Source organism: Planosporangium thailandense, assembly GCF_011947195.1.
Lineage (GTDB): Bacteria > Actinomycetota > Actinomycetes > Mycobacteriales > Micromonosporaceae > Planosporangium > Planosporangium thailandense.
Genome location: NZ_JAATVY010000001.1, coordinates 80077 through 93560, shown reverse-complemented (window position 1 = coordinate 93560; position 13484 = coordinate 80077). Strand labels below are relative to the sequence as shown.

The following is a 13484-nucleotide window of genomic DNA, read 5'->3' as shown; positions in this document are numbered from 1 at the left end:
GTGTCCTAAGTGGATTACCTATCGTCGCGCTTGTTCAACTTCGAAAAGTCGATCTTCGGGGGCTTGAATCCGCCCTGCCCGCCGCCCGCGTCGAGCATGCCGGGGTCGAGGCCGGGAGGCAGCGCCGGCATCCCACCCGGGAAGCCGCCGGGCAGGCCGGCCGGCATGCCGCCGGTACGGGGCCGCCCGCCGCCCTTGCCGCCCTTGCGCTTGTTCTTGGGCGACTTGGTCGCCTTGCGCCGCATGCCGGGCAGGCCCATCATGCCGCCCATCTGCTTCATGATCTTCTGCGCCTCGGTGAAGCGGTTGAGCAGCTGGTTGACCTCCATGACGGTCACGCCCGAGCCGTTGGCGATGCGCAGCCGCCGCGACGCGTTGATGACCTTGGGGTTCTCCCGCTCGCCCGGCGTCATCGAGCGGATGATCGCGGTGATGCGGTCGAAGTGCTTGTCATCGACCTCAGCCAGCTGGTCCTTCATCTGCCCCATGCCGGGCATCATCGACAGGATGTTCGCGATCGGCCCCATCCGCCGCACCGCGACGATCTGCTCCAGGAAGTCCTCGAGCGTGAACTGCTGACCGCCGAGGAGCTTGGCGGTCATGCGCTCCTTCTGGTCGTCCTCGAACGCCGCTTCGGCCTGCTCGATCAGGGTGAGCACGTCGCCCATGCCGAGGATGCGGGAGGCCATCCGGTCGGGGTGGAAGACGTCGAAGTCCTCGAGCTTCTCGCCGGTGGAGGCGAACAGGATCGGCTCACCGGTGACGTGCCGCACCGACAGCGCCGCGCCACCGCGGGCGTCGCCGTCCAGCTTCGACAGCACCACGCCGCTGATGCCGACGCCGTCGCGGAACGCCTCGGCCGTCGCGACCGCGTCCTGACCGACCATCGCGTCGATGACGAACAGCACCTCGTCGGGGTCGACCGCGTCGCGGATCGCCGCGGCCTGCGCCATCATCTCGGCGTCGATACCGAGCCGGCCGGCGGTGTCGACGATGACGATGTCGCGCATGTGGCGGCGGGCGTGCTCGACCGAGGCGTGGGCCACGGCCACGGGGTCGCCGACGCCGTTGCCCGGCTCCGGCGCGAACACCTCGACGCCGGCGCGGCCGCCGAGCACCTGGAGCTGGTTGACGGCGTTCGGGCGCTGCAGGTCGGCGGCGACCAGCAGCGGCTGGTGCCCCTGTGCCTTGAGGTGGAGGGCGAGCTTGCCGGCGAGGGTCGTCTTACCCGAACCCTGCAGGCCGGCCAGCATGATGACGCTCGGCGGCTGCTTGGCCAGCCGGAGACGCCGGCTCTCACCGCCGAGGACCTCCACCAGCTCCTCGTGGACGATCTTGATGACCTGCTGGGCCGGGTTGAGCGCCTGCGAGACCTCCGCGCCCCGGGCCCGCTCCTTGAGCCGGGCGATGAACGCCTTGACGACGGGCAGCGCGACATCGGCCTCGAGCAGCGCGAGACGGATCTCACGCGCGGTGGCGTCGATGTCGGCGTCGGTGAGCCGCCCCTTGCTTCGCAGCTTGGAGAAGATCCCGGATAGCCGGTCGCTTAGCGTGTCAAACACGGCGATACATCCCTGATGTCGGATTCGTGCGGGCAGTGGGGCCAGCGCCCCGAGGCAAGGGTATCGGGCCGGAGCGCTCTGCCGAGTGCTCACCCGTATGCCCGCGCGCCGGACGCGGAGTCGCCGCCGGCGCACCTGCCCGGGCGGGGATCACCCCGAAGAGCCGAACGGTGTCAGGGTCACCGTCATTCCCGTCGGCGCCGTGTCCTGGATGAACGAGGCGAAGTCGACCACGTCGTCGAAGGCGAACCCGTACGCCTTGCCGTCCACCGAACTGGCGTGCATCGCGGCCGAGTACCGGTTGGCCACCGCGCCCTGGTAGAACCGGGCCGGATCTCCGACGGGCTGGTCAGGGCTGTCGAGCAGGGTCGCCCGATTGAAACCGGCCCCCAGCATCGCGGCGACCGGGCCGGTCACCCCGTCGTTGGGCGCGGCGAGCGCGCCGTCGCAGAAGAACACGTCCTTGGTGGTGGGCTTGCGGAACGGCGCCACGCCGGCGTCGAAGACGAGCTGATCGCCGGTGACCCGCCCCGTGAAGACCCTGCCGTTGGCGGTGATCCGGAGGTCGGTCGTCCGGTACCTGGCCCAGACGGCGTCGATGTAAGAGTCGTAGAAGGTCGACGGGAACAGGCCCGCCTCGATTCCGTGACCCGGAGCGATCACCCGCAGGTTGTCGCCGACGACCAGGCGGGCGAACTCGGGGACGGCGCGCAGCGCGGCGAAGATCTTGTCCCGGCCGCCGTCCACCAGCGCGCCGGCGATCTGCGTCTTCGCGCCGGTAAGCGTGATCGACATCGGGATGCTGAACATGTCGACCATGGTCGTGTTGCAGAACATTCCGGCGTCGCTGAACGTGAACTCGACACAGTCGTGCAGCACCGGGAAGCTCGGGTCGCTCGCGACCCATCCGGCGGGGAACTGCAGCGCGGGTCGACCGGCGCCGTCCGGCACCACCTTGAACTTGATCTTGTCGTTCACCGAGAAGTAGATCCGGCCGGACATCTTCGGCAGGACGACGGTCGTCGGCCCGCTCGCCGCGAGCGGGATCGCGAGGTCGGCGAAGCCGTCCGGCCCGTTATCGGACAGCTGCGCCGGCGTCAGCCGGGCGGACGAGCGCACGAAGCCCTGCTGGCCCGATGCGGGGTCGGTGCCGACGATGTACATGAAGATCTCGGTGTTGGCGAAGCGGCCGGTGTTGTTGACCACCGTGACCGGCAGTCCGTCCGCGGCCTGCGCCGCGGAGAAGAGCGCGGAAACGGCCAGGGGTCCGCCGATTCCGGCAGCGATGGCGCCGCCCAGGATGGCTCTTCTGGAAACCATGAGGTAAGACTCCCGTCACTCGGAGAGAGCGCTCTCTAAACAAAGTGAACTGATGGTGCGCGCTCATCCGACGGGCAATCAATTGATTACCTTCAAAATAACGGTGGGTTAAGCAAGAACTCAGAAACCGCACGGGCCGAGCCGGGGACGGATCACCCGCCCGCGCGCTACCCCGCGCTCGGCAAGGCCGCGCCGTCGCTATCCCGCGCTCGGCAAGGCCGCGCCGTCGCTATCCCGCGCTCGGCAAGGCCGCGCCGTCGCTACCCCGCGCTCGGCAAGGCCGCGCCGAGCACCGCAGCCTCGACCGCGGCCCGCGCCCGCGCGTCATCCCACGCGCCCACCAGGTAGAACGCGTCGACGGCGGCACCGCCCAGCGTCGAGATCCGGGCGGCCCGCACCCGCACGCCGGCCGCGGCCAGCGCCCTCGCCACCCGGTAGAGCAGCCCCGGCGAGTCGGCCGCGCGCAGTTCGAGGACGGCGGCGCCGGTGGCGGGCTGCCAGACGACCCGCGGCGCGGCCGCACCGACCGGCCCGCGCGTCGACCGCTCCCGGGCCGCGAGCCGGGCCGCCACGTCCAGCTCCCCGGCCACCGCGCGGCGCAGGTCACGGCCGAGCAGGTCAGGATCGGGCGTGCCGCCGTAACGCGGCTGCACGCCGCACATCACCCGCGCGACCCCGTCGAACGCGTGGACGTCGGCGGCGACGACGTCCAGCCGGTGCAGCGACAGACAACCGGCCACCGCCGCGAGCAGCCCCGGACTGTCCGGCGCGGTCACCGTGACGCGATCTCCGTCCAGGCGTACGCGGGGAAGCGGGCCGACCGCGATCGGCGGGGCGGCCGGCGGCATTCGGGGTACCCGGCCGGTGTCCAGCGCGTGCTCCACCCGGTCGACCAGCTGCGCGACGAGGCGCCCCTTCCACGACGACCAGGCGGCCGGACCCGTTGCCGCGGCGTCGGCGCGGGTGAGCGCGTACAGCAGCGCGAGCGTGTCGGTGTCGCCCACGGCGTCCGCCACCGCCCGGACGGTCACCGGGTCGCCCAGGTCCCGGCGGGTCGCGGTCTCCGGCAGCAGCAGGTGCAGGCGTACCACCCGCTCGACCACGGCGCAGTCGGCTTCCGCCAGCCCGATGCGGGCGGCGACGGCGGCGGCCATGGGCGCTCCGACGATGCTGTGGTCGCCCGGCGCGCCCTTGCCGAGGTCGTGCAGCAGCGCGCACAGCATCAGCAGGTCGGGACGGGGCACCTCGCGCACGTACGTGGCGGCCGCCCGGGCGGTCTCCACGAGGTGCCGGTCCACGGTGAACCGGTGGACCGGGTTGTGCTGCGGCAGGCTGCGTACCCGGGACCACTCCGGCAGCCAGGCGGTGACCAGGCCGTACCGGTCGCACGCCTCCCAGGTGGCCACCAGCGGGTCGCCCGCGCCCAGCAGGGTCAGGAGCGCGTCGCGGGCGGCCGCCGGCCACGGGCTGGGCAGCGGCGCCGAGAACTGGGCCAGCCACTCCAACGTCGGCCGGGCGATGGGCAGCCCGGACCGGGCGGCCGCGGCGGCGACCCGCAGGGCGAGGCTCGGGTCCGGGATGGGCGTGACGGCCGCCCGCGCCAGCACCGCCTCCCCGTCCTGCTCCACGACGTCGCGGGCGATCGGGGTACGCGTGGGGCGGCGGCCCCGCGACGATCCGCCCGGCCGCCAGCGACCCACGGCGCGCCAGGCGTCGTCGAGGGCGTACGTGACGGTACGGGCGGCGTCGGTGACCCGCCGCAGCACCTCGTCACCGGACCCGAGGTCGAGCAGCCCGGCCAGCTCGGCCCGGTCCTGGGCGAGCAGCCGGTCGACCCGCCGGCCGGCGACGGTGTGGAGGGCGTCGCGGACGTCGAGCAGCCACCGCTGCGCGGCCCGGACCGCCGGCCGGCCGGCGTCGGCCACCCCCGCGTACCCGATGCCGCGCAGCACCCCGAGGTCGCGCAGGCCGCCCCGGGCCTCCTTGAGGTCGCCTTCCAGCAGGAACGCCAGCTCGCCATGCGCGGACCAGCGCTGCTGGCACAGTTCGTGCAGCTGCAGCAGCGTCCGCGCCGCGCCGCGCCGCCACTGCGCGGTGACCCGCTCCCGCAGCCGCGCGAGCAGCGCCGCGTCGCCGGCGATCAGCCGCGCGTCCAGCATGCCGAGGGCCGCCTTGACGTCGGTACCCGCGATCTCGACGGCCTCGTCGACGGTGCGTACCGAGTGGTCCAGCGACAGCCGGGCGTCCCAGATCGGGTACCAGATCTCCTCGGCGACCGCTTCGATGTCGGCCGTGCCGGTGTGCAGCAGGACGAGGTCGAGGTCGCCGTACGGTGCGCACTCGCGGCGGGCCAGCCCGCCCACGGCTACCAGCGCGAGGTCGTCCCCGGCCGGCAGCAGGCAGGCCAGCCAGGCGTCGAGGGCGCGCGACCGGTCCTCCCGCGCCGCGGCGCCGACCCCCACAGGTACCTCGATGGCCTGCGACCGGTCCGGCCCGCGCGGCTTCGCGCTGCGGCCCGGACCGGTCGTCGGCACCGCCTCTCGGACGTTCATCTACAGGGCGTCGAGCCCACGCTCGCCGGTGCGGACCCGGACCACGTCCTCCACGGGCGTGACCCAGACCTTGCCGTCGCCGATCTTCCCGGTGCGGGCCGCCCGGACGATCGAGTCGACGATCTTGTCGGCGTCCATCTCGTCGATCAGGACCTCGACTCGGATCTTGGGTACGAAGTCCACCGTGTACTCGGCGCCCCGGTACACCTCGGTGTGGCCCTTCTGCCGCCCGTACCCCTGGACCTCGCTGACGGTCAGGCCGGACACGCCCAGTGACTGCAGCGCCTCCTTGACGGCGTCGAGCTGGTACGGCTTGACGACCGCGGTCACGAGTTTCATGGCAATTCCCTCCACCCCTGCACGCTAACCGGGGATCCGCTCGCTGACCGACGTGGGCTCGCCGTCCGGGGCCTCGGCCGCCCGGTCGGCGCTCGGCCGGCCGGAGCCGACCCGGGCGATCGTGAAGGCGCCGCCGGTACCGGAGACGGGCAGGAAGTCGTACGCGCTCTCCGCGTGCTCGGCGGTGTCGATGCCCTCGATCTCGGCCTCCCTGGTGACCCGGAACCCGATGGTCTTCTGGATGACCCAGCCGATCGCGTACGCGAGGACGAAGGAGTACACCGCGACCGCGACCACGGCGAGCGCCTGCCTGCCCAACTGGCCGAACCCGCCGCCGTAGAGCAGGCCCGCAACCCCGCCGGTGCCCGCGATGAACGGCGCCGCCAGCAGGCCGATGAGCAGGGCGCCCGTCGCGCCGCCGACCATGTGCACCCCGACCACGTCGAGCGAGTCGTCGAAGCCGAGCCGGTACTTCAGGCCGACCGCCAGGGCGCAAACGGCGCCGGCGATCAGACCGAGCGCGATCGCGCCGAGCGGTTCGATCGTGGCGCAGGCGGGGGTGACCGCGACCAGGCCGGCCACCGCGCCGGACGCGCCGCCCAGCGCGGTCGGCCTGCCGTCGCGCAGCCACTCCACGATGATCCAGCCCAGTAGCGCGGCGCCCGTGGCGACCTGGGTGTTCATGAACGCGATCGCGGACAGGCCGTTGGCGGCCAGGGCGGAGCCGGCGTTGAAGCCGAACCAGCCGAACCACAGCAGGCCGGCGCCGAGCAGGACCATGGGCACGTTGTGCGGCTTGAACCGCTCCTGCGGCCAGCCGACCCGCTTGCCGAGGACGAGCGTCAGGGCGAGCGCCGCCGCGCCGGCGTTGACGTGGACGGCGGTTCCGCCCGCGAAGTCGAACGCCTTGAGCCGGTCGGCGATCCACCCGCCGTGGCCGTTGTCGAAGAAGAAGACCCAGTGCGCGACCGGGAAGTACACCACCGTCGTCCACACCGCGACGAAGATCAGCCAGGACCTGAACCTGACCCGGTCGGCGATCGCGCCGCTGATGAGCGCCGGCGTGATGATCGCGAACATCAGTTGGAACCCGGAGAACGCCAGCACGGGGATCCTGTCGCCGTCGGCTCCGGTCAGAGCGTCGAACGTGCCCCGCAGGCCGTAGGCGTCAGAGCCGCCGATCAGCCCGTGGAAGGAGTCGGTGGTGAACGACCACGCGTAGCCGTACGCCACCCACAACACGCTGACCACGGCGATCGTGGCGAAGTTCATCATGAGCATGTTCAGCACGCTCTTGGTCCGCACCATGCCGCCGTAGAACAGGGCCAGGCCCGGCGTCATGAGCAGTACGAGCGCACTGGAAGCGAGCACCCAGGCGGTGTCGCCGTAGTTGATCGGCGGCACGCAGGCCTCCTCTCGGTCCGTATTCCTGCCTCCCGGCCGATCGGGGCAGCGCCGCCCACCAGGTGCCGGATGGCGAAAGAATGGCGAACCCCTGTTTCCGGCTTTGGCGCATCGCGGTTTCGACCGCGTGACCGTCTGTTTCGTACGTGTGAAGACAAGCGCCGAGCCGCCCGGACGGCGGGGGCTAGAAACCGGTGGAGACCAGGAAGTACAGGTAGATCAACGCCAGCACGGCGCCGGCGACGATGCCGGTGACGGCCAGCCGCATCCCGCGCTGGTCGTAGCGGCGGATCTGGCGCAGCGCCAGCAGACCGAGGACGAGCGGGATCGGCGTCCAGGTCAGGATGGCCACCACGGACGCGATGGCCAGCGCGTTCCAGCGGGAGACCGCGAAACTGTCGCGGGACCGCCGGCCGGCCCGGTCCGGCTGCGGCTCGGCACCACCGGACGTACTGCCGGGCCGCGGGTCGGCGGGGCCCGGCGCGTCATCGGCGCCCGGCGCGTCCCAGGCGGGCGCGGAGGACGGCGCGAAGGAGTCGGACGCGGTGAAGAAGCCCTCCGCGGCGAAGGCGGAGGCGGCCCGGAACGGGTCGTTCCGGGCGGACGGTCCGGGCGGCGGAGTGACGAACGTCGGCCGGATCGGCTCCTCGGGTCCGTCTGAGCCGTACCGGTCGTCGGTGGCGTCGGCGGTCGCGAACACCGTCCGCCGGGACTGCTCGCCGCGCAGGTCGTAGTAGCCGTCGCGGCGCAGCGGGTCGAGCAGGAGGTCGGCCGCGGCGGTGATCAGCTGGGTGCGGCGCAGGTCGCCGCTGGGCATGTCCGGGTGGTACCGGCGCAGCAGGCGCTTGCGGGCGGCGCGGATGTCGGCGTCGGGCGCGCCCGGCGGCAGTTCGAGGATCTCGTACGGGTCCTGCCCGTCGAGCTCACCGAACGATGGCTGGCTCACAGGCCTTCGACTCCCTCCCGGTGACCGCCGACCGCCACCCGTACGCACCGATCCGCCGGCCGGGCTCCCGCCAGCCCGGCCGTGCATCTCCTGACCGCCGGCACCCTACCGCAGTTAATCGGCGGGCTCGGATAGCGTCCGCGCCGCCGGCTGCGGGTTAGCGCAGCGCGTGCTCCAGCAACAGCCGCTCATGGTCGATCAGCCGCAGGTCACGTGCGGGGCGGCGGAGGTGGCCCTGGCGCACGATGCGGACGAACGCCGGCTCCCCCGCGGCGGCCATCCGTCGAATGCCTTCGACATGGTCGACGATCCGCCGGCGGACCGTACCCAACAGCCGCTGCCGGTCGCGCGGGGTCAGCCCGTACGCGTCGGCGAACAGGCGCAGCCGCCGCGGCCGGCTCGGCCGCGTCCAGCCCAGCGTGTACGAGTCACGGTCGGTGAACAGCGGCACCCAGGTCCACGCCGCGTACGCCACGTCGTACAGCCGGGTGCCCGGCGAGGCCAGGTCGAAGTCGATCATCGCGAGCGTTCCGTCCGGCCGCCAGATGACGTTGTGCGGCGCCGCGTCGTGGTGGCAGATCACCTCGGTGTCGGGTGGCGGCGGCCCGAACGACCGCCAGACCGCGCCGCGGGCCGGGCGGAACCCGTACTGCGCGTCGTGGAACATGCGCAGCATCCGCGCGACCGCGACCAGCGCCTCGTCGGTGACCCAGTGCGGGGCCAGCGGGTACTCGCCGCACTCCCCTTCGAGGTAGGACAGCACCTCCCGCCCCCGCTCGTCGATGCCGAGCGCGTGCGGTGCTCCGGTGAAGCCGACGTACTCGAGGTGGCGCAGCAGCGCGTGCACCGACGGCGTCCACGGCCCGGCGTTGCGGCGTACCGTCGCGCCGACCCGCACGACCGTGGAGGTGTTCCCACCCAGCAGGGGGATCTCCGGTTGTGACACGCTCAGGGACTCCTCGGGCATCCTTGGCGTAGCGGCAACTGGGGCGTCGCGGGCGCGCCGGCATCCATGTCCGTGCGCGCCCGGTACCTATGCCTCTGCCCCCAGCAGCGCGTCCACAAACTGCGCCGGTTCGAAGGGCGCCAGGTCGTCCGCCCCCTCGCCGAGCCCGACCAGTTTGACGGGGATGCCGAGTTTGCGCTGCACGGCGATCACGATGCCGCCCTTGGCGGTGCCGTCGAGCTTGGTCAGCACCACCCCGGTCACGTCCACCACCTCGGTGAACACCCGCGCCTGTTCGAGGCCGTTCTGCCCGGTCGTGGCGTCGAGGATCAGCAGCGTCTCGTCGACCGGACCGTGCCGCTCGATCACGCGCTTGACCTTGCCGAGCTCGTCCATCAGGCCGACCTTGTTCTGCAGGCGGCCGGCAGTGTCGATCAGGACGCTGTCGACACCGGTCTCCGTACCGCGCTTGACCGCGTCGAACGCGACGGCGGCCGGGTCGCCCCCTTCGGGGCCGCGTACGACCTCGGCGCCGACCCGGCCGGCCCACGTCGCGAGCTGGTCGGCCGCGGCGGCCCGGAACGTGTCGGCCGCGCCGAGCAGCACCGAATGGCCGTCCGCGATCAGTACCCGCGCGATCTTTCCGCAGGTGGTGGTCTTGCCGGCGCCGTTGACGCCGACGACGAGCACGACGGCGGGCCGGCCGTCGTGCGGGCTGGCCTTGAGGGCGCGGTCCATGTCCGGCTCGAGCGCCGTGGTCAGCTCGTCGGCCAGCAGCTTGCGCAGCTCGCTCGTGGACGACGTGCCGAGCACCCGGGCGCGCTCGCGCAGCCGCTCGACGATCTCGGTGGTGGCCGCGACGCCGACGTCCGCGCCGATCAGGGTCTCCTCGACCTCGTCCCAGGTGTCGTCGTCGAGCTTGTCGCGCGACAGCAGGGCGAGCATCGTCTTGCCGAACACGTTCTGCGAGCGGGCCAGCCGCGAGCGCAGGCGGACCAGGCGGCCGGCGGTCGGCGCCGGGACCTCGACGACGGGCGCGACTTCGACGGGCGGTACCACCACCTCCGCGGGCGGGGCCATCGGCACCGGCGGCACGGTCGGCGCGGGCGGCGCCTTCTCGACCCGTGGCTTCTCGACGGGTGGCTTCTCGACGGGTGGCTTCTCGATCGGTGGGGCCGTCGCGGTCGGCGGCAGTTTCTGCTCCGGCGGGGCTTCGATCGTCGGAGCCCCCGGGCGCTGCGGTGCCTGTGGCGGCGCCGGCGGCGGGCCCGGCCGCCGGCGGAACCGCCTCGGCGCGAGCAGCGCGCCGGCGAGCGCGAGCAGCAGGACGATCACGACGATGCCGAAGGCTACGTACTTGTCCACTCCCAAATCGTGTCAGACGCCCGGCGCGCCGGCCTGCCGGGTCACGCCGCCGGCGACCGATCGGCGGTTGGCGGCGGCCGCCGGGCCAGGCATCATCGGTTCGCCCCCCGACCCTTGGAGCCGCGCATGCCCGACGCCGACGCCGCCGACCTCGTCCTCGGCCCGATCCTGCGGCGGGTCGCCGGCTCCCGCGCCACGGTGTGGGTGCAGACCGCCCGGCCGGCGACGGTGGAGATCCGCACGGCCAGCGGCGCTGCCGGCGCGGAGCGCACGTTCAGCGCGTACGGGCGGCATTACGCGCTGGTTGTCGTGGAGGGGCTGCGGCCGGCCGGCGTGGACGCGTACCGGGTGCTGCTCGACGGCGAGCAGGTGTGGCCGCCGCCGGACTATCCGTATCCCGCCCCGGCGATCCACACCCGTGACCCGCACGACCCGGTACGGCTGGTCTACGGCTCGTGCCGGCAGGGCAGCCCGCACGCGGGCGACCGGCATCCGCCGGACGCCCTGGACGCGTACGCGGTGCGCCTCGCGGACGCCGTCCGGGCCGGCGGCGACCGGGCGGCCGACTGGCCGGACGCGCTGATGCTGCTGGGCGACCAGGTGTACGCCGACGAGACCTCGCCGGCGGTCCGCGGCTGGCTGCGCCGTCGCCGGCGGCGGCCGGACGCGCCGGCGACCCAGGTGGTCGACTTCGCCGAGTACACCCGGCTGTACCTGGAGTCGTGGACCGACCCGGACGTGCGCTGGCTGCTGTCGACGGTGCCGAGCATGATGATCTTCGACGACCACGAGATCATCGACGACTGGAACACCTCCGAGTCCTGGCGGCGTGACCAGCAGGCGCATCCCTGGTGGGCCGAGCGGATCGCGGCCGGCCTGTCGTCGTACTGGGTCTACCAGCACCTGGGCAACCTCCCGCCGGACGAGCTGGCGGCCGACCCGGTCTACCGCGCGGTCCGCGCCGCCGGTGACGCCACGGAGGTCCTCACCGACTTCGGGGCCCGCGCCGACAGCGCCCGCGGCGAGTACCGGTGGAGCTACGCCCTCGACCTCGGGCGTACCCGGATCGCGGTGCTCGACAACCGGGCCGGCCGCCAACTGGAGCCCGGCAAGCGGGCGATGCTGCCGGACGGCGAGTGGGACTGGCTGGTCGGCGCCGTCCGTGGCGGCGACTACGACCACCTGGTGCTGGGCTCGTCGCTGCCGTGGCTGATGCCGCCGGCGGTGCACCACGTCGAGGCGATGAACGAGCGGATGTGCGAGTCACCGCGACCCTGGGTGGCCGGGCCGGCCGAGAAGATCCGGCGGGTACTGGACCTGGAGCACTGGGCGGCGTTCGGCCGCTCGTTCGACGCGCTCGCGGCGCTGCTGGGACAGCTCGGGTCCGGGCCCGGCGCGCCCGCCACGATCAGCGTGCTCTCCGGGGACGTGCACCACTCGTACGCGGCCCGCGCCCACCTCGGCCCCGAGGTCACCAGCGCGGTGCACCAGCTCACCTGCTCCCCGGTGCACAACGGGCTGCCCGGCGCGATCCGGATCGCCGCCGGGGTGGGCTGGACCGGCGGCGCCGGCCGGTTCGCGCGCGGCCTGGCCAGGCTTGCCGGCACTCCCGCCCCGAGCCTGCGCTGGGAGCTGACGGCCGGACCGTTCTTCGGCAACGCGATCAGCACCCTGCTGCTGCGCGGCCGGGAGGCGTACGCGCTGGTGGAGGGGACGGACCCGCAGGCACGGCTGAACCGGCTCGGCACGGTCCGCCTACACGACCGGCGATCGTGAGGCGCCCGACTCGGCCAGCGCGCGCCGAAACGACGGACCCCCGGAGGTCGTCCCCGGGGTCTCGGTCTGGGCGGGATCAGAGGTCGAACTCCCCGCCCTTCGCTCCGTCCAGGAAGGCGGCCCACTCCCCCGACGTGAACGCCAGGACCGGGCCGTCCGGGTCCTTACTGTCGCGGACCTCGACCCGCCCGCCGAGGGTCCGGACCTCGACGCATTGGCCTTGGTTACCACTCCTCGTGGACTTCCGCCACGTCTCATCTAGCGCGCTCATGCGCGGTCCCTCTCTCATCGCTCGCTACGCCAGGGCCTCCGCCGCCTCTTCGATCATGCGGAGCGACTCGGCATAGGAGGCCCCGGCCGCTGACAGGCCGTCGAAGAGCACGCTATAGCGCGCCGTCGCATCGCCCTCCACGAAGGTGTCCCCGGTGAGGCCCTCGACGTAGACGACATCTGGGTCGGCATGCTCCGGGAAGGACAGGATCGTGAAGGAGCCGATCATCCCGGGCCACTCCGCGCCGCCCGCGAACGGAACGACCTGGAGCCGAACGTTCGGTCGCCGGGCCTCCTCGGCGAGGCGCTTCAACTGCTCGCGCATGACGTGCCGGCCGCCGACCACTCTCCGAATGACGGCCTCGTCAATGATCGCCCGGATCTCCAGCGGGGCCTCCCCGCGTAGCCGTTGCTGACGTTCCATGCGGACCCGGACCCGTTGCTCCACGACATCGCCTGGGAGGTCCGGGAGCCCGACCGGCTGGACCGTGGCCCGCGCGTATGCCTCCGTCTGGAGGAGCCCGGGGACCACGAGGGCCTCATAGTCGCGGACCTCCCGCGCGTCGGCTTCGAGGCCGATGTACGTCGCGTATCCGGAGTTCACGGCGGAGGCGTACTGGCTCCACCATCCTTGCCTGGAGCCGGCCCGCGCGTGTCCCTCCAGCTCTTCGCGGAGGCCCTCGTCGGCGACGCCGTAGAGGTCGAGCATGGCCCGGACGACGAAGAGGCGGACGCCGGTCCGGCCGGCTTCGATGCGGCTGATCGTGGGGACGGACATCCCCAGGACGCCGGCGACCTCGTCTCGCGATTTCCCGGCCTCCTCGCGGAGCCGCTTCAACTCCGACCCGAGGCGTCGTCGCCGGACCGTTGGGCTACCCGTCGCCATCGTGACCTCCCCGAATACGTCGGCCTAGTCTCCGCTCGACTTTGCCGCCCGGGCAAGCTGATAGCGACGGAGTGCACTGCACCGCTTGCATGTGCAATCCGTTCTGTGCAAGCGTGGT

At 72.7% G+C, this 13484-nt stretch carries 11 protein-coding genes; 1 reads left to right on the top strand and 10 read right to left on the bottom strand.

All coding sequences use genetic code 11. The features are described from left to right. Positions 1-14: 14 nt before the first annotated feature. The 8 genes from ffh to ftsY form a co-directional block, all read right to left on the bottom strand. Positions 15-1562: a signal recognition particle protein gene (ffh, locus tag HC031_RS00410; RefSeq protein WP_167923096.1), complete on the bottom strand. Its 1548-nt coding sequence runs from the start codon at positions 1560-1562 to the stop codon at positions 15-17. 150 nt (positions 1563-1712) lie between these two features. Beyond that, the gene (locus HC031_RS00405; protein WP_167923095.1) at positions 1713-2882 is read right to left on the bottom strand and encodes a beta-1,3-glucanase family protein; all 1170 of its coding nucleotides are present in this window, start codon (positions 2880-2882) and stop codon (positions 1713-1715) included. Between the two features lie 260 nt (positions 2883-3142). Then, entirely contained in the window at positions 3143-5434 is a 2292-nt protein-coding gene (locus HC031_RS00400) for a [protein-PII] uridylyltransferase (protein ID WP_167923094.1), read from the bottom strand. Continuing rightward, the gene (locus tag HC031_RS00395; RefSeq protein ID WP_167923093.1) at positions 5435-5773 is read right to left on the bottom strand and encodes a P-II family nitrogen regulator; all 339 of its coding nucleotides are present in this window, start codon (positions 5771-5773) and stop codon (positions 5435-5437) included. A 24-nt stretch (positions 5774-5797) separates the two neighbouring features. Then, the gene (locus HC031_RS00390) at positions 5798-7177 is read right to left on the bottom strand and encodes an ammonium transporter (protein ID WP_338090414.1); all 1380 of its coding nucleotides are present in this window, start codon (positions 7175-7177) and stop codon (positions 5798-5800) included. Between the two features lie 184 nt (positions 7178-7361). Continuing rightward, on the bottom strand, positions 7362-8123 hold the full coding sequence (locus tag HC031_RS00385; protein WP_167923092.1) for a DUF4190 domain-containing protein: 762 nt from the start codon (positions 8121-8123) through the stop codon (positions 7362-7364). Between the two features lie 157 nt (positions 8124-8280). Then, positions 8281-9090 (bottom strand): aminoglycoside phosphotransferase family protein, encoded by an 810-nt coding sequence (locus HC031_RS00380; RefSeq protein ID WP_167923091.1) that lies wholly within the window; start codon positions 9088-9090, stop codon positions 8281-8283. 66 nt (positions 9091-9156) lie between these two features. Beyond that, complete coding sequence (gene ftsY, locus HC031_RS00375; RefSeq protein WP_167923090.1) at positions 9157-10434, bottom strand: signal recognition particle-docking protein FtsY; 1278 nt, start codon at positions 10432-10434, stop codon at positions 9157-9159. Positions 10435-10560: 126 nt separating this feature from the next. Between ftsY and HC031_RS00370 the strand changes: the two genes are divergently transcribed. Then, the gene (locus tag HC031_RS00370) at positions 10561-12210 is read left to right on the top strand and encodes an alkaline phosphatase D family protein (protein ID WP_167923089.1); all 1650 of its coding nucleotides are present in this window, start codon (positions 10561-10563) and stop codon (positions 12208-12210) included. A gap of 76 nt (positions 12211-12286) precedes the next feature. Here the strand turns inward: HC031_RS00370 and HC031_RS00365 are convergent, their stop codons facing one another. Further along, positions 12287-12481: a DUF397 domain-containing protein gene (locus tag HC031_RS00365; RefSeq protein WP_167923088.1), complete on the bottom strand. Its 195-nt coding sequence runs from the start codon at positions 12479-12481 to the stop codon at positions 12287-12289. Positions 12482-12505: 24 nt separating this feature from the next. Next, entirely contained in the window at positions 12506-13366 is an 861-nt protein-coding gene (locus HC031_RS00360) for a helix-turn-helix domain-containing protein (RefSeq protein ID WP_167923087.1), read from the bottom strand. Positions 13367-13484 lie beyond the last annotated feature (118 nt).